The following is a 16134-nucleotide window of genomic DNA, read 5'->3' on the forward strand; positions in this document are numbered from 1 at the left end:
ACTGGCTCGTGACAAGCGGAATAGCCATTTCGGCCATCCGAATCCCTTAGCCGATCAATCAACGAGCCGCGACGTGGTCGTCACCAGCCAACCTTTGGCTGCTCGCGCATCGCCAACCGCCGAGGTCGGCGGGATGTCGTTTGGGCTCGGTCCGACCCGCCTCGATTTAGCTGGCGCTCGCGAACCTTTCGCGGTGATGTGCCAAGTAGTCGGATCCGGGCCATAGGCGTTCGTCTCCGGGCAGGTGCAGCCGACCGTCCGTCGGGAGGAATGTGCGCCTCAGGTGCTCGGGTAGCAAGTTATGGGCGACCAGGAGGCGGTAATCCTCACCGACCGAAACGAGGTGGCGGTCGAAGAGCCAGTGTGCGGTGCCGCACAGTGCAATGCCGTTCTGGATAACGTCCGGTCCATTCAGGGCGACAGGCACAATGTGCGCGGCTTGCGCCTCCGCGCGTCCCCCACCGTTGATGATGCGAAGCCCGGTCACGGCGCAGGTGTCGTCGTAGGCGGCCAGGACTGCTCCGCGGAAGCTGGCGTCGCGGATGCGCCTGTTGACCAGCAGCTGCGCGACCCGCCGCGCGCGGTCCTCTGGCGCGTCCGCTGCCGCCGCCTCAGCCGCGAGCGCCGCCTCCGGGGGACCCACATCCAACCTGCGCGAGTTCGCCGGCGCCAGCGTGGCACTCAGCCCCTTCAGACAGATCGCGGCAAAGTCGACGTCCTCCAGCGGTCTGACGGACCTGCCGCGCAACGCGACCCCCACGCCCGCGCGTTCCGGCAGCACCCGGAGCGGGCCCTCCTCGTAGCGTCCTTCGGTCGCGAACGGCACCTTCGCATCGAACGGCAGGTAGTCGGCCACTAGCGCGTAGGCGTGAGTGGGGTCGAGCGGATCATCGATGACGTCCACGACACGGGCGACGCCGAAGTACGCCTTGGACCCGCCGTTGCGGTAGGGTTCGCGATACACGATCCAGTCGCCTCGCGTCGCGAGCATCACGTCGAGGTAGAGCCGCTTGGGAAAATGGTACCGCCTGGCGACGTCGTCCCTGTAGGGCGAGCCCACCTTGGCATCGAAGACGGCCTTCATGCCGCTCGCCGCGCGTCCTCGAGCGCCCGGAGCGGCCTGCGCTCCAGCTCGAACGTGTCGACGAAGAGGACATCGTCGCTTCGGGCCAGCGCCTCGCCTTCTGGTCCGTCGCGCTTCCAGAGCGGATGGATAACCAGCATCGTCCGGGCCCTGCCGCCCCCGCCGTTCTCGACGAGGCAGGGCAGTCCGGAGCTTGCATGCACGCCCGCCACCAACGATCCCGGACGCATCCGCGCGGTGGTCGCGGCCAGCGCGGCGGCACGCTCGTGCCACCCGGCCAGTTCGGGGTGCGCCAGGTCGCCGTCGAGGCCGCACGCGTGCCCCGGCTCGATCATCGCGCGGAGGTAGGACAACCCAAGCCGCCAATCCAGGAGTCCGTGGTACGGACGGTTCGAGTAGCGCTGGATGCATCGGTAGCACGACGTCTGGCACCTGGCCGCGTGCTCGCCTTCGTCGTCGATCGCGAGCAGGTCGACCAGCGGCCACCTCCCCGGTCCTCGACCACGCTGCGGATCAGGTCGACGATCTGCGGACGGCCTTGGCTCGTATCGGTGCCAAGGCGCCGCGAGAGGCCGGAGCCGTTGATGAGAGCGTCGGCGACCTGGAGCATCGGCCGCCCGTCCCTCAGTCGCGGCTCAAGCGCCTCGAACTCGTCGGACGAGACGTCGAGATCAATCGCCGCCCGCTGCACCAGCATCTGCGTTGCGCTGATCGCGGCCGCGCGCGTCGGCAGGTGCGAGTCCATTCCTCTCCTGGCCACCTTCAACAAGGTCAGGCGGGGGTCGTGGGACATCATCTCGAGGTAGAGCGCGTCGGTCTCCTTCTTCGCGATGAGACCGAATCTCGCGTCCGAACCCGGCTCGACCGCCCAGCGCCCGCCTGAACCGGGGTTGCGGGCCACGTCGGGATCGACGGCCTGGGTGCCCTGGAGTTCCGTGATCCAGTTCGCGGGCGGGACTGGTACGCCAAGATCCTGCGCCTCGACGACCGCGAAGCGCGCGGCCGATCCAAGATCGTCCTCGGGCCCGTCGTTCAGCTGCATGATGGTCACGCCAGCGCCGCGTCTCACGCGGACGTTGCCGATGTCCGCGGTCTCACCCCCGTGCAGCAGGGTGGCGACGGTGCGGGTCGACATCCGGCCGATCGTGTCGAGGTCGTTCCGCTCCGGCCTGAAGTCGGTTCTGAACGCCGAAGGCGTGACATAGTCGAGAAACGCGTCGGCCGGGATGTCCGCCCGGCAGTCCTCGCACGGCAGCGCCCCGATGGGCCGCGTCACGGCGTAGCTCGCTGAACCGCACTGCGGGCAGAGCGCGACGCTGTGCTCGGACTCCTCCAGTCGGACGCCGCGGCGACGACGACGTCGTTGCCCCGCCGGTCCGGAGGCAGCAGGGTGCCGGTGAAACCGATCACGCGATGCTTCCGCTTGTCCTTGGTGAGGACCGAACCCGGCGCGAACTCGAAAACGGCCATGTCCAGGTCGCGGTCCATCGTCGACCAGTCGTAGTCGGTGTTCCGATCCTCGCTCTGCGCGCGCAACCCGAGGTAGAGCTGCCTGACGCGGGTCGGCATCCCGTACATCGGCAGCAGCCCGCGCTCGGCGAGGAACTGCGCCAGACCCCGGCGCTCGCCATGAATCCGCGAGCGGCGCTGAGCCTCGATCTCGCCGACGATCGCGTCGACCGTGGCGTTCGCCAGAAGCCTCGCGCGCTGGTCGCGATCGATCGTGGCCGCCTCTACGAAGCCGTCCCGAACATCCTCCGTCGCCGCGAGCGCGCGGCGAAGCGCCAGCGGCCAATCCTCGCCCGCCACGTCGCCGTAGTATTCGTCCGTGGGCACGTACTCGCCATGCACGTCGGGCGGCACTAGACCGTCGCTCGGGAAGCCGACCCCCTGGTCCTCGTACTCCCGGCGCAGGAGGTCGAAGGCGGCACGCAGCCAGACCTTGCGGAGCAGGCGCATCGGAATCGGGTCGTGATCGGCCGCGAGGAAGGGCGGCGGGGGCGGATCCCCGGTGATCGCGGCGGGATGGGCGAAATAGTAGGCGTCGTGGCTGCGCCCGCGGCAGAAGGTCACCACGAGCGAGAAGGCCTGCCCGCGACGTCCGGCGCGGCCGACCCGCTGCTGGTAGTTGAACCTCTGCGGCGGCATGTTCGCCTGGTAGACGCTCTGCAGCGATCCGATGTCGATGCCCACCTCCATGGTGGTCGTGACCGAGAGCATGTCGATTTCCCGCGCGCGTCGCGAAACCGGGTTCTCCCCCTCGACGAAGATGCCCTTGAACTTCCGCAAGCGGTCGGAGAAGTCGTCCGTCTGCCCAGTCAGCTCCTCGCACCGCAGCCGGAAGCGCCTGACGCCCTCGGCCTGCCCGCGCACGATCCGCCTCCCCAGGAAGTTCGACGCCCACAGCTCCTCAACCCGTCCCGTCGCCTCCGGCGACAGCGGCGCGTAGCAGCGGGTGCACAGGCCGACCCCGCGGTGCATGTGGACGCGCTCGCACGATCCGCACCGCCAGTACGGATCGTCCTCGCGCGCGATCCGCAGGTACACGTTCTGGATCCTGAAGAGGCCGTTCTGGTGGCCCATCGCACTGAGCCGATGCAGGATGCCGGTCAGGCCCGCCCCGCCGTCGTCGCCGAACACCGCGCGGGCGAAGCGCAGGACGCGATTGGTCCGGGGCACTGCGGAGGCGTCGGGCCACTCCCTGGCGCCGTTCTCGTCGAAGAACTTGTTCTCGCGCACGCGCGTGGCGCTGGCGAAGACGCGCAGCCACGCGTCCATGCGGTCGACGTCGTCGCCGGCACCGTCGGAGAGCGACGGGTAGGCGAGGCCGGTCTCCTCGAGCGCGAAGAACGTGTTGGCGAAGATAACGTCGTCGACGAGCTCGGTCTGCTGGTCGAAGATCCTGCCCCAGAGCTTGGCCTTGTCGGCGTCGGAGAGGTCGGTGCTGTAGCGGACGACCCCCGCCTCCTCCCGGAACGCCTCGTGCCAGGGCCTCTTCATGAACGTCTGCAGACCGACCTCATCGAACGGATGCACGCCGAGCCGCACGTACTCCGCTATGAGTTCGCCGACGGCGTCGCCCTGGGCACCCACGTCGAAGATGCGCGCGAGCTGAACCTTGCGGTTGGCGACGCTGACCTGGCGGTCCGTGGTCTGCTGATTGAGTTCGGCCATCAGCGCCATCGCCTCGGCCTGGCCCTCGATGGTGCCGCTGGCCAGCAGCTCGCCGGCGCGCGCGAAGGCGGCCGTACGGTCGAGCGCCTCGGCCGACCGCCGCTCCAGGTAGCGGCGCGCCACCGAGACCAGCACCTCGCGCCTGAGGTCGCGCAGGTGCAGGCGCTCGATCTCAAGGGACTGATTGGCCGCGTCCTGCCGACTGTCGGAAAAGACGATGCTCTTCGGGTCCGCGCCAATCGCGTAGAGCAGCTCGAATAGCTCCGTCGCGACGAGCTGGGACGCCTTGCTGACGCCGGTGCGAAACGCGCGGATGGGCGAACGGGAACGGCTGGTCGACGGTCGGTTCGAGTAGTCGGTGCCGCACTTGGGACAGCAGAAGGGCTGCGCGGACTTCATGCCGAGAGTCGAGCCGTTCCGCACGGCGGCGTCGGCCTGGAAGTAGAGACGCCCGCCGATAGAGCCGGCGGGAACCTCGCCTCCGACCGTCAGCACGCCCGTCTCGGGATCCAGGCTCGCCGCCTCCCAATCGTCGTAGCCCTTCTCCGAGACCTGCGGATCCGACCGTCGCGGCCAGAACACCGCGAACTGGTCGAAGGTCATAGAATCGTAGTACTCGGCGGCCGCGCGCTCCGGCAGGTTCTCCAGCTCCGCCGTCGCGGGCAGGAGCTCGGTTTCGCGCCTGCCGCCGTTGGCCGTTCCCCGCTGCCCGCCGACGAGCAGATCGCCGCACGCCTCGCAGTAAAGCAGCTCGAAAAGCCGCGGCCCGCGCACTTCGCCGGGCGCGGGAGCTGCGTGCGACAGCCCGCGCTCAACGCCCAGATCGGAGTAGCGGACCCCGCCCTCGTCGTCGACGGAGAGCGCGGCGAACAGCCCTTCCACGTTGCGCACGAAGCAGTGGACGCGGAAGGACGGCGTCGCCGGGTCGACGCGGACCGCGTCGCGGAAGGCGGTGGACTCCGGAAGCGCGCGCGCCAGCATCAGCCCACGGACGGCCTCGACGCGAGCCGGGTCGCCGAAGACCCGTCCCGCAATGTCGCCGACCGATCGCGCGCGGACGCCGTCCCCCTCGCGGCACGCGTCCGTCAGAACCGCGGCGGCCGCCTCGGCGAGCGCGCGAACCGTGCGTTCCCCTTCCGGGATCCCCAGCGCCGCGGCGGCTTCGTCGATGGCACCCTGGGCCGCGGCACCGTCGTCGAGGCGTGCGACCATGTCTGAGCCCGCGGCGCAGGCCCCGAGCAGCGCCTCGAAGGGCTCAGCGGCGGGGGTGCTGGCGCCCGCCGCCGGGAGCTCGGCCACGCCCCGCACCACGCAGCTCTCCCAGAACTCGGTGGTCTCGGAGCCGGCGTCGCCGGGACCCGAGCTGGTGCCGAAAGGCGCGAACATGTCGCGCAGATAGCGCCGCGACTGATGGCCGCGCTCGCCGTCCATCGGGAGCGAGGCCGACGATGCGAGGATGCGCAGCTTGTGGCGGTGGCCGGGGTGATCAAGGCCGAGCCGCTGCACGAGGGACTTCACCAAGTAGGCGATCTCCGTGCCCGCCGAGCCGCGGATCAGGTGGAGTTCGTCGAAGACCAGGTAGAAGTAGGAATCGTCGCTGGACTCCAGCCAGGACCGGGTCCGCTCGAAGATACCCTGCTCAACCTCGCGCGAAAGCATGGCTCCCAGCATCGAGGCGTTGGTGACCAGCAGGTCCGGGGGGCTGTCGTGCATGTCCCATCGAGAGACCATCTCCCCGCCGTCCAGCGACGGGAAGATGTAGCGGGTCAGATCAGGGGCGGGCCGGCCCTCGGCGCGCGCGAGCTCGGCCTCCGCCGCGTCGTGCCGCCGGGCCGCGGACTGGTCGGCGTCGTAGTCCAGGAGAGCGAGCCGCAACTGCCGGAGCCTGCGGCTCCGGCGACGCCGTTCGGACTCCTCGCCCGAGATCTCGCGGGTGGTGCTCGTAGCCGGTCACCGGCGTCGAGCCGGTGTACTGGCCGAAGAAGAGGCGGTTGCCGGCGAAGCGCGCGTCCATGGTCGCCCGCGCTTCATCGGAGTCGAGGGTCCGCCTCAGACGCACCATCTGATCCTCAACTAGGGCGTTCATCGGGTAGAGCACGAGGGCGCGCACCGCGGCCGGCCGGTTCTCGCCGACACGCCGGGAGTCCACTTGGACCGCGGCGTCGCCCACCAGCGATCGCTGAGATAGCCGGCCGACGGCGCGGTCCACCCAATCGCCTCCTGCGCCATGGCGGCGAGGATCGGCAGCATAAAGCTCTCGGTCTTGCCGGAGCCGGTGCCGGACGTGACGATGCCCGGCCGGCCCGGCCTGATCCCGCGCGCCAGCATCTCCACCTGGTGCTGGTACGGCGCGTACCCCGAGGCTCGGCGCAGCTCGCCCTGAGACGCCGAACCCTCGAACAGACCGGACAGGGCGAGCTCGACGAACGCGACGCGCGCCTCGCGGTTGAGCGGCTCGAGCGGCCCGTGCGCGAGGTCGACCAGCTCCTCCAGCCTGCGCTCGCTGGATCGGTAGCGTGGGACGGGTTCGACGAACGGCAGCGTGGCGAAGACGTCGGGGCGCTCGAGCAGAGCCCGCCGCGCCTCCGCGACGACCGGATCGGAGATGCGGAAGCTGGTTTCCACGTAGGACCTGAAGAAGTCCTGGATGCGGTCGAAGCCGCCGATCGGGTCGAGCACCTGTTGTCCCCTCTAGCTTCCGGTACTACCGCGGATGATCGTCAGGAAACGGCGCGCCGCGCGCTCGCCCGCCGTCCCGTCGTCCGGCGTGATCGCCGCCGCCTCCGCCGCGATCCGCGCCGTCCTGACCGCCACGGCCACTTCCAAGTCCGTGCCGTCGGCAGCGAGGGATGCGAGCGCCGCGTCCGCGGCGGACAGGTCCTGCGCGCGATCACCCGGATCCAAGCGTCCCGCGAGGGAGCCGGAACCGAGTAGGCGCGGGGCCAGCAGGGCGGACCCCGGCGCCACGGCGCCCTCGACCGCGAGGCGGCAGGTGCCGGGGGAGCGAAGCGGCCTCCGAGGCGTCCTGATCCAGCAGCGTCGCGAAGAGAAGCAGTCGCCGCGGGATCAGGCCCCTGCGGGCGAGCGCAGCGAGGGCGGGGTGCCACGAGCGGGCTGCGGAGCGCTCGATGCCGCGCAGCTGAACGAGGTGGACGTGCCCCTCCGACGCCAGCGCAGCCGCCTGCGAGACCTGCGAGGCGAGACCGGAGCCCGGCCGCGACCAGATGTCGTCCGGCGCGATCACCGTCTCGTCGGCGTCGAACGGCACGAGGCGCCCGGCGGCTAGCAGCGCCTCGGCGACGAGCGCGAAGTCCTCCGCCTGCGGTCCGTGGAGGACCGGCACCTCGCCGGCCAGCGCGAGTGCGGCGAAGTCGGCCATGAGCGCTTTGCCCGCCGGCGTGAGAAGCGCACACGACGCGATGCGGGTCCCGAGCTCGGCCACGTCGAAGGAGGCGACCGCACCCGCGTCGGCTTGCGCGATCTCGGTTACCGCCCGGGGGTGGCAATGCCCCGCCTGGCGCGCTCAGCGAACTCGCGTTCCGCCGCCGCCGCACGCTCGGCGGCTGCACGGGCAGCCTCCTTGAGCCCATCAGCCTCGGAGCGGAGTTCGCTCGCCCGCGCGTCAAGGGCGTCGCACTCCGCTTCGAGCCTCTCCCGCTCCGAACGCGCGGCCTCGACCGTCGCCGCGGCCTCCTCCCGATGACGTCGGGCCTCGTCCTCGCCTTGCGCAGCGCGCTGCGCGAGGCGACGCTCCAGGTCGGCGGAAAGCTCGCGCTCGCGCGCCGAGGATCGCTCGTCCGCCGCCTTCGCCAGCGCGGCCTCGCGCGCCGCGATGCGCGCGGCCTGCTCGGCCCTACGCCCGTCCAGCTCGGTCTCGAACTCGCGCTCCGCCGCGGCGCGCGCATCCTCGCGCGCATGCGCCGCCTCGCGGGCAATCGCGGCTTCAACCGCGGCCGCGATCTGGGGATCGCCGCGGGCTGCGGCGAGGTACGCTGCCATCACCTCGCGGTCCGCCCTCAGGCGCGCCGCCAGGTCGCCGGAGCGAAGGGCCTCGAAGGCGAGTTCGTGGTCGGTGCCGATCGCGGACACGCGGCCGGTCTTCTCCTCCCGGTGCAGGTCCAGCCAGGCGATCAGCTCGGGCAGGCGCGGATCGTCCGCGCCGGCCAGAGCCCGAACGACGTGGGCGACATAGTCGGCACCCGGAGACCAGTCGTGAACGGCGAGCGGCGGGGCGTCCACCGGGTCGTACAGCGTACGCCCCGTGGCGCCCGACGGCTCCGGAAACGCGCATCCCTCGTCGAATGACAGGCACGCCACCTTGCCGAGACTCCGGTCGGCGCAGCGAAGCCGGCCGTCGCGGGCGCGCTCGAGCTGCATGGTGAGGACGCGGTCGTCGGAGAAGCGCACCGACCAGTGACCCGCCTCGGCAGCACCGTCCCAGCCCTCGCGCGTTAACAGGAACCGGGCCGCCTCTACCGTTCCCAATCCGCGCAGGTCGGCGAAACGGCTCAGGAAGCGATGCGCGCCCACCCGGACCTGCCTCGCGCCGGGGCGGCCCTCGTCGGCCACCTGGAAGGCGACCCACTCGCCGGAGCTGGCCTCGAGCGCCGCCGGACCCTGCAGCTCCACCTGGCCGGTCTTGGGAAAAGCTTGCGCGGCGCCTCGATCGACTCCCAGTCCTCGGTGCCGCGACGGACCAGCACGTCCACCGGCGCGCGCCCGCCGCTGCGCCTCGCGACCTTGCCCGCGTACCAGGGGCGCCCGCCGCTCACGCCGCGAGCACCCTGCCGGCGTGCCACCGGAGCCGTGTCCGGCCGCCGTCACGACGCGGACGCGTCAGCGGCGTGCCGCCAGCCGCTCCCGGCGCGACCGCGGCGGTCTCGGGCAATCCCGCGAGGCTTCCGGGCAACGCGTCGGCGAAGGCGCGGAGGGTCGCGACGTCGACCGGATATGTGTAGCCACCGCCGTCCGCAGGACCTGCGCAGGAGAGCGCGGCGACCCGCAGCCGCCGGGCCAGTTCGAACGGGAGGGCTCCTTCCGCCGACGTGCGCACAAGCAACCCGTCGCGGACCTCCAGGAACGGGATCCCCGCGATCGAATGGCCTTGGGCGATCGCCGCGGTCCGGGTGGCGTGACAGGTCTCGCCGCCGGTCCAGCGGACCCGGTACTGGTCATGGTCGCGGCCGCCGGGATGCGCCCACCGCTCGATCTCGACGGGACCCTCGGAGGCGATACCGACGACGAAGCGCCTGCGCGTCCAATCCCAGGACGAGGCGCGGACATGATCGGCGGCGACCAGTTCGGAGATCTCGATGCGCCCGGCTGCGGCTGAAGAGGACGTGCCCTCGCGCACCGGCCAGCCCAGCGCCCCGGAGATCGCGAGAGGATCGACGCCGACCGCCCCGATGATCGGCGGAGCCCAGGCGGAGAGCGGTCGCACGCGGAACGGAGCTCCGCCGGCGCCAACCGCCACCTGCCTGAACTCCTCTTGGAGTGCCGCACATGTTGCGCCATCGACCAGGGTGCCCCAAGCGGTCGCCCCGAGTGTGACGGGCTCCAGCGTCCAGAAACGACCCCGCCACCGAGCGCGATGCCGCGCCGCGACGAAGCCGGACTCCTGCATGGCGCGCAGCACTTCCCAGCCCGAAGCGGGGCGCCCGCGCGCGACACCAGGTCGATGATCTCCGCGTCGCCGAGCCCCGACCGTCCCGACGCGTAGACGGCCTCGAGGAGGTCGCCGACACCGCACAGCCCGCCCTCCCACACGATGGGCGGCAGGACCGACGGCGACGGCAGAGCGCCTTCACCCTCAACCTGATCGACGAGCCATTCCGCCACGGCCGGCCCCCGCTCGGCCGCTCGACCCAGTTCGCCATGGGGCGCGGCATCGCGGTAGAAGCGGACGCGACGTGTCCATTCGGGCGCGTCGCCGCTGGTACCGGACGAGACCGAGAGCTCGTACGAGCCGTCGAGGTCGGCGTCGGCGGCGATCTGTCCGCCATCGCAGCGGGCAGACGGGGGCGACAGCCCCCGCTCGACCACCTCGCGGACGGCGCTGGCGCGGCCCGCCGCGACGATGCGGGGCAGGAACCGCCTCCGTCCCAGCATTCCCGAGCCGGTGCTCACGCCACCCTCGACGGAGACGTCGATCAGGCGCTCGCGGCGGAGCCTCGACAGCTGCAGCCTGGCGAGCAAATCGTCCACCGTGCCTGGCGGGACCGGCGCGGCCGTCAGCAGCCAATCGCCGTTGGGCGCGAACGCGGCGTTGGTCCCGCGCGCGACCGCGGCGTGCGTCGGCGCCACCCCAACGTGGACGCGACCGGGCGGCGGATCCGACTCCGCAGCCCAGCTCGCCATGCCCGTCTGCCGGAAGAACACCACCCCGCGCTGCGCGGCCGCGGCCAGGTTTCCACTTCGGACCACCGGGATGGCGCGCATCGCTGCGGCGAGCGTGACGACCGGGGAACCGTCAAGACGCAGCCCCGCGCGACCATCCTCGTCAAACTCGATCCTGAGCGAGACATCGTTCGGCCCGTCGCCGGCCGACCTGTTGTTCGCGGCCCTGAGCACGAGCCGCCAGAAGCGATGGCCCGTGGACGCGCCGCCGCCGCGAAACGCGTCCCGAAACTCGGCGAACGCTGACTCCATGCCCCACGACGCGCCGTCCCGGGCTATTGCCGCTTCGATCGCGCGGATCAGGCCGGGCGGGTCGGAGGCGCCCCGGGGAAAGTTGGCGAGCGCCTTCTCCAGAAACCGGACGTCCGAGCGGGTAGGGAATGACAGGCGACGCGTGTGGCCGATCTGGGTCCACGAGCGGGGGTCGGGAAGCACGAGCCTGCGGAACGGCTCACCAGCGGCGAGCCGCGCCTCAAGCCAGTGTTCCAGATCGTGCCACATCGACGCGATGCCGGGCAGCTGCATCATGGTCCGCGACGTGCCCAGCCAGATCTTCAGGCGCTCGCGGAACTGGCCCTGCCCCGAATAGGCACCGTCGAGCAGAGTATCGATCAGAAGCGACGCGCACAGGTAGGCGAAGCACTCCGGGCGGGTCGTCCCTGCGATGCGGGGCGTGCCGGAGCGGAAGGCGTCGAACACGCGCGGGTCCGTCCGAACCGCGGTCCTGAACGCCTCCTCCGCCTGCCCAGCGGTGGCGGCGGCGTCCGGGAAGACCGCGGCGAGGGTCTCGCCGGTGATCTCGAACGACCGCAGGGGCGACGCATCGCCGCATTCGCCTAGCCGCAGGAAGTGGTCGACCAGCGCCCGCTCCCAAGCCGCAAGCGTGGTCGGCAGCGCATCGCCGCTCAAGCGGGCAGCCTTCCTGCGGCGTCCTCGTCGCGACGGGCAGCGGGTTCAGCAGGAGCCGTGACGATCCTCTCGATGATCGTGCGCGCGATGAACGACACGACCGGCGCGACCACGCCGTCGCCCATCAGCTGGAAGGCATGCTGGTACCGCACGGGCAGTGGATAGTCCGACGGCAGGCCCATCAGGGTAGCCGCCTCGCGAGGCGAGAGCAGCCTCGTCCTGACCAGGTCGCCGTCCACGACCACGATCTCGCGGCCGCGAAGCGCCACCGCGCGGAGTGCGCAGGCATCCGAGGGTCGGCCCGAAAGCGATTTCAGCACACTGCACGTTACCGTCCCCGTCGGGGCGAGGCCGCATGCGCAGATATAGGCTGCCGACCATCGGACGACCTGCCTCGCGGGCGAGAGCGAGCCGAGCCCTGTGCGCAGGAGGCATCATGGCCAGCAGGCGTCGGGTCTCCTCCTCGGGATGCCAGTCCGCGGCATCGGAAAGGTCGAGCGCGTCGGCCAAGGCGCTCTCCGGCGGCTCCGGGGCCTCGCCCAGCGTCCACCAACGCCACCTCTCGGATGCCGCCGGGGACAGCAGTGCGCGCGCGGTCGCGATCGCGGGATTGTGCCAGGGCCGCACCGGTGCGTCGACCTGGAGGTCGGCGGGAACGGACAGATCCCCCCGGGCGGCTATGACGAACACCCGCGGTCGCGACTGCGCGACGAAAAGCTTCGCGTCCACCGTGACCGCACCGAACGCGTAGCCGAGCTTGGCCAGCGCCTCACAAACGGCGGCGAAGTCGCGCCCGCCGTTTGACGATAGCAGACCAGGCACGTTCTCCAAAACGATGACAGAGGGATGTCGCGCCTCGAGCTTCAGGTCGGCCATCAGGTCCATGAACGGCCACAGCGCGCTGGATCGCGTCGCGCGATCATCGGAAGATCCGACGCCACGGCCCGCGCCGGCCACCGACAGGTCTTGGCACGGGAAGGAGGCCCAAGCGAGGTGGGCCTCCGCTGGCAGGTCTTCCACCCGCACGTCATCAATGTTCCGCTCGTCCAGCTCACCATCGCCCCAACTTGCCCGATAAGCTGCAGCCTTGAGCGCGCTGTTGTCGTTCGCGAACGAGCACGACCAGCGAGCGCCCAGGCCCACACGCGCCATGCCGCCGCCCGCGAAGAACTCGTAAAACGTGAGTGGGGCTTCCGACCCTTTGATCAAATCCGCCCCCACTCGCTCCAGCATGGAAAAGTGTCCGGAACCGCTGATCCTTCTTCCCCCATTCTCAAGACATTCTCCAATGCGTTCTGAGCAGCTTACAACCGAACAGCGCGGGGGGAAGAGCTACGTCGAAGAAAATCGCGTGCGGTGATCTGCGCCGTTGGCACCCAGAGATCGGCGCGAAGGTCGTGGCCTACGGCTTCGCCGATCTGGATGTTGGGGAGGCGGACGCCGATGCCGACGTCGCCCGACCGATCTCCCGATATCTTTACAGGTCTGCGGCACTGATCACCGACATCGAGCCGGAAGACAGGTCGCGCGGACGGCCATGGCCGTTCTTCCGGGTGGATCGCGACTGGCCGGGCGGCATGAGCGGCGGTCCCGTGGTCAACGCAGGCGGCCACGTGGTTGGCGTCGTCAGCACGGGCATGACCGTCATGAGCAGTGGCGAACCGCAGAGCCTGTACGGCACCGGCAACACGATCTGGCGCCTCAACCAGCATTCCTGCCGAACACCGGCTGACGAAGCCTTGGTTCAACGACGCAAGCAGAAAAAAGGAACGTTAATGAACGACCGGTTTGGGGAAGCTACTAGGTCGGCCTCAGTGTCCGCAACTGGGTCAAATTGGCTGTTGGGCCGATGAGGTGCCGACCTAGCCACCATCGCTCTAGCGGCGGCTGAGGTCGAGCCTTACAGATTACGGAATGGGCACGCCGCCCGTTACAGCTATGACGTTTCCAGACATGTAGCTAACCGCGATCCACACGCTTAGCGCGCAACTCATTGACGGCGTTTTCCCACTTGGGATCCGCCGCCAGTGCTGTGCTGCGTCGTATGTCGACGGGCTGGCGAGGCAGCGTGGTTCGACTGCCAGCCCAAACTTTTGGATGCGCGCTGGCAGGTCGCGGCTCGAAACGACGGGGCATCGCGCGTGCCATGCACGCAGGCGCTGTAGCAGATCGCGTTTCAAGGCCTTGCCGCCTAGACCCGTGCAGAACACCGCATGATCAAACTCGATGTGGCACAACGACTCTGCCAAGCGCAACGCGAGCGATGGGCGATTGATGGACCCGCGAAAGCGCTTGTACCCGCTCTGCTCATACGCGTCTTTCATGAGCCGACCGCATTTCACCGGCGCCTTGAAGAGGTAGAAGCATTGACTACGCAGGCGTGCAAGCGTCTTGACGGGTTTGATGGTGACGGTGGGCGCGCCAAGCCAGCTGGTCAGGATGTTGCGATCTCGAAGAAGGCGGGCAGTGGCCTGGGGCTTGAAGCGGGGATCATCGGTGTAGCCCAGCGCGTGGGCGTGAAATTCAAACATGCGACCGTGGCCGCCGCCGGGGTAGTTGGAGACTGCCTGAAGCTCGAGCAGGCCAACGGCGTGCAAGCCGGTGAGGCCGAGGACCTTTGCGAAATCGCGGCGGCAACGCGCCAACTCGATGACGGTTTGGTATTCAAGACTGTTGCCGACATCGCTGATGAGGGTGACGAAAAACCAGCGGCGAGGCGTGCTGGGCGGCTTCCACAGCGGCTTCACCGCTTCAAACAAAATTTCATACGCACTTTTTCGAATTTTCAGATTGGCAAGAGAGAGGGTCTCGGGAAGCTTCCGGTCAGTGCCCAGCCCCAAGCCAATACGCAATGCACGGCGCTCTGCAGGCGAGATGTCGGCGTCGTTGATGATGGGAGCGAGTAACTGCGTGAATTCGCTGATTGAGCGTGCCATCCGGCTATCAGGATGCATCCACTCTATCGGGTCGTAGGCGGTGTCGTCACTGACGAGTGGCAGGTGCGCGATGCTCAAATCGACATTTTGCGTGCAAAGCGCTGGGTTGAGGCCCTGATCATCATGAGATCGGCGGCGCGTCATCGGGACAGGGCCGGAAAAAGGGGTGGGCCAGATGAGCGAGTTGAGGGTGCTGGCGGGGTAGGTAGATGGTGTGGGGCGGGGTGGGGGCTATACACTGAGTGTAAGTCATAGCTGCTGTGCCTTGAATATGACGCGAAAAGCCACGCACTTTGTGTGCGTGGCTTCGCTGCATTTGATTCTTTTGGGGTGGTGCGCCGTCTCCGAAAGGGAGACGGCGCAATGGGTTTTACAGCTTCACGAGCGGTGGCGGCGCACCATGGGTTTCGAGTGCGTGCTCCCAAAGAAGGTGGATCACGTCGGCACGATCCAGCCAGCCACGACGCTGCTTTGCGTTAGACGCGCGCACGATGGATGGTGCGAGTGCTTGCCGCAGGATCGCCTCGCTCAGTCCCGCGGCGGAATAGACCTTCTGCACAGGCGTCAGCACACCGAGCTGAAACTCAACAAGGGCGCGCTGACGCCGGCTGGCGCGCCAGCGCTCTTTGCCAATCGCCAACGCTTTCTCATTCGCGTTACGCTGCAGGGTCTTGGGCGCTCGGACGAACTTCTCAACCATGGCGCGAATGTCCGCCGCTGTGGGGTTTTCACAGACTTCAGTCGGCAGCTCGGGACGGTGCGACGGAATCGATGAGGGTTGCTGCGCGCGGGTGCGAGTGCCGGGGTAGCTGGTGGCTGCGTTCACGAACTCCACAAATAACGACACAACGCTGCACGCCACCGCGAAAGCTTCGTCTTCTGCGATAGGCAACGCCAACGTCGTCACAGCTCGGCTGATCGAATGAGGCTGGCGCTTTTTAAAGCTATTAGCCGGCTTGCGCGCTTTTGACATGTCCAAAACCAAGCGGCGGGCAGATGCGTCGCATTCTTGCGCGCACGTGAGCATCACTCCGATCTTCTTGAGCGGATTGATCTCATTCAGCGCCTGCAAGCGGGCAGCGACCTCCTCAACGAACTCGAGCTCTGTCCGTACTGCCCCGGTCGCGGCGTAGGTCAGAATGGGCTCGCTCATGCCCCTGAGGTTCGAAACGATTTCCTGCTCCTTGGGACGCCCGCTGAAGATCCGTTGAAGGATCGGCGCGTTGCGCTTGCGCTTAGTGACCTTGTTGTTGTCGTCGAGTTGCGGGTTTGCCTTGCGCGAGCTGTAGCCCATCTCAGCACCCCCACGTGTGGTGGAGCGCTGGATGAAAGCGTCGATGCTCGATGCGAGGATCAGGCGACGGCGCCCAATCCGGATGGTGTCGAGCTCATTCCGCGACAGGAGCGCGTAGAGGGTGGTTTTGCCGACGCCCATTATCCTGTGAGCTTCACCAATCGACAGGGCCTTCGGGGTGAGTCCAGATACTTCAGATTTCATCTCAATCCTCCAGTTATCCGTGGCGAAGCCAGCGGAGGACGACGCATCTGGACGCTGATTGCGAGAAAGGCCCGCAGCATAAGTTTGTTAAATGCTGCAGGGCGAAGATGACCGAATTGACGCATCTTTTGCGCGAA

General features: G+C 68.8%; 13 protein-coding genes and 1 pseudogene. 1 reads left to right on the top strand and 13 read right to left on the bottom strand.

Annotated elements, in window-relative coordinates; translation table 11 throughout:
• Positions 1-166: 166 nt before the first annotated feature.
• The 11 genes and pseudogenes from QP166_RS05055 to QP166_RS18940 all read right to left on the bottom strand — a co-directional run.
• Positions 167-1084 (bottom strand): HNH endonuclease, encoded by a 918-nt coding sequence (locus QP166_RS05055; protein WP_333914924.1) that lies wholly within the window; start codon positions 1082-1084, stop codon positions 167-169.
• Positions 1081-1437 (bottom strand): hypothetical protein, encoded by a 357-nt coding sequence (locus tag QP166_RS05060; RefSeq protein WP_333914925.1) that lies wholly within the window; start codon positions 1435-1437, stop codon positions 1081-1083. The genes QP166_RS05055 and QP166_RS05060 overlap by 4 nt, the downstream gene beginning before the upstream one ends.
• On the bottom strand, positions 1416-2360 hold the full coding sequence (locus QP166_RS05065; RefSeq protein ID WP_333914926.1) for a hypothetical protein: 945 nt from the start codon (positions 2358-2360) through the stop codon (positions 1416-1418). The genes QP166_RS05060 and QP166_RS05065 overlap by 22 nt, the downstream gene beginning before the upstream one ends.
• The gene (locus tag QP166_RS05070; RefSeq protein ID WP_333914927.1) at positions 2357-6133 is read right to left on the bottom strand and encodes a helicase-related protein; all 3777 of its coding nucleotides are present in this window, start codon (positions 6131-6133) and stop codon (positions 2357-2359) included. Before QP166_RS05070 ends, QP166_RS05065 begins: the two co-directional genes overlap by 4 nt.
• Before the next feature lie 207 nt (positions 6134-6340).
• The gene (locus tag QP166_RS05075; RefSeq protein ID WP_333914928.1) at positions 6341-6937 is read right to left on the bottom strand and encodes a hypothetical protein; all 597 of its coding nucleotides are present in this window, start codon (positions 6935-6937) and stop codon (positions 6341-6343) included.
• 12 nt (positions 6938-6949) lie between these two features.
• Positions 6950-7162 carry a hypothetical protein gene (locus tag QP166_RS05080; protein ID WP_333914929.1) on the bottom strand — a complete coding sequence of 71 codons (213 nt, stop codon included), beginning with the start codon at positions 7160-7162 and terminating at the stop codon, positions 6950-6952.
• Positions 7149-7637 (bottom strand): hypothetical protein, encoded by a 489-nt coding sequence (locus QP166_RS05085; protein WP_333914930.1) that lies wholly within the window; start codon positions 7635-7637, stop codon positions 7149-7151. Before QP166_RS05085 ends, QP166_RS05080 begins: the two co-directional genes overlap by 14 nt.
• A 107-nt stretch (positions 7638-7744) precedes the next feature.
• Positions 7745-8887, bottom strand: coding sequence for a hypothetical protein (locus QP166_RS05090; protein WP_333914931.1), 1143 nt, complete (start codon positions 8885-8887; stop codon positions 7745-7747).
• Between the two features lie 207 nt (positions 8888-9094).
• On the bottom strand, positions 9095-11563 hold the full coding sequence (locus tag QP166_RS05095; protein ID WP_333914932.1) for a hypothetical protein: 2469 nt from the start codon (positions 11561-11563) through the stop codon (positions 9095-9097).
• Positions 11560-11745 (bottom strand): hypothetical protein, encoded by a 186-nt coding sequence (locus tag QP166_RS18935; RefSeq protein ID WP_443027188.1) that lies wholly within the window; start codon positions 11743-11745, stop codon positions 11560-11562. Before QP166_RS18935 ends, QP166_RS05095 begins: the two co-directional genes overlap by 4 nt.
• A gap of 481 nt (positions 11746-12226) precedes the next feature.
• A pseudogene (locus QP166_RS18940) lies at positions 12227-12796 on the bottom strand (DNA cytosine methyltransferase); the annotation flags it as partial.
• 164 nt (positions 12797-12960) lie between these two features.
• Here QP166_RS18940 and QP166_RS05105 point away from each other — a divergent pair.
• The gene (locus QP166_RS05105) at positions 12961-13416 is read left to right on the top strand and encodes a hypothetical protein (RefSeq protein ID WP_333914934.1); all 456 of its coding nucleotides are present in this window, start codon (positions 12961-12963) and stop codon (positions 13414-13416) included.
• Positions 13417-13470: 54 nt separating this feature from the next.
• Here the strand turns inward: QP166_RS05105 and QP166_RS05110 are convergent, their stop codons facing one another.
• Both QP166_RS05110 and QP166_RS05115 read right to left on the bottom strand, forming a co-directional pair.
• Positions 13471-14643, bottom strand: a complete 1173-nt coding sequence (locus QP166_RS05110; RefSeq protein ID WP_333914935.1) for a hypothetical protein — start codon at positions 14641-14643, stop codon at positions 13471-13473.
• A 226-nt stretch (positions 14644-14869) separates the two neighbouring features.
• Complete coding sequence (locus QP166_RS05115; protein ID WP_333914936.1) at positions 14870-15997, bottom strand: helix-turn-helix domain-containing protein; 1128 nt, start codon at positions 15995-15997, stop codon at positions 14870-14872.
• Between the last annotated feature and the right edge of the window lie 137 nt (positions 15998-16134).

Source organism: Sphingomonas sp. LR60 (assembly GCF_036855935.1).
GTDB lineage: Bacteria > Pseudomonadota > Alphaproteobacteria > Sphingomonadales > Sphingomonadaceae > Sphingomonas.

Bases quoted from the DNA above. Each gene is read 5' to 3' on its own strand.
- QP166_RS05055 (WP_333914924.1), bottom strand. From the start codon at position 1,084: ATGAAGGCCGTCTTCGATGCCAAGGTGGGCTCGCCCTACAGGGACGAC.
- QP166_RS05085 (WP_333914930.1), bottom strand. From the start codon at position 7,637: ATGGCCGACTTCGCCGCACTCGCGCTGGCCGGCGAGGTGCCGGTCCTC.
- QP166_RS18935 (WP_443027188.1), bottom strand. From the start codon at position 11,745: ATGGGCCTGCCGTCGGACTATCCACTGCCCGTGCGGTACCAGCATGCC.
- QP166_RS05110 (WP_333914935.1), bottom strand. From the start codon at position 14,643: ATGACGCGCCGCCGATCTCATGATGATCAGGGCCTCAACCCAGCGCTT.
- QP166_RS05115 (WP_333914936.1), bottom strand. From the start codon at position 15,997: ATGAAATCTGAAGTATCTGGACTCACCCCGAAGGCCCTGTCGATTGGT.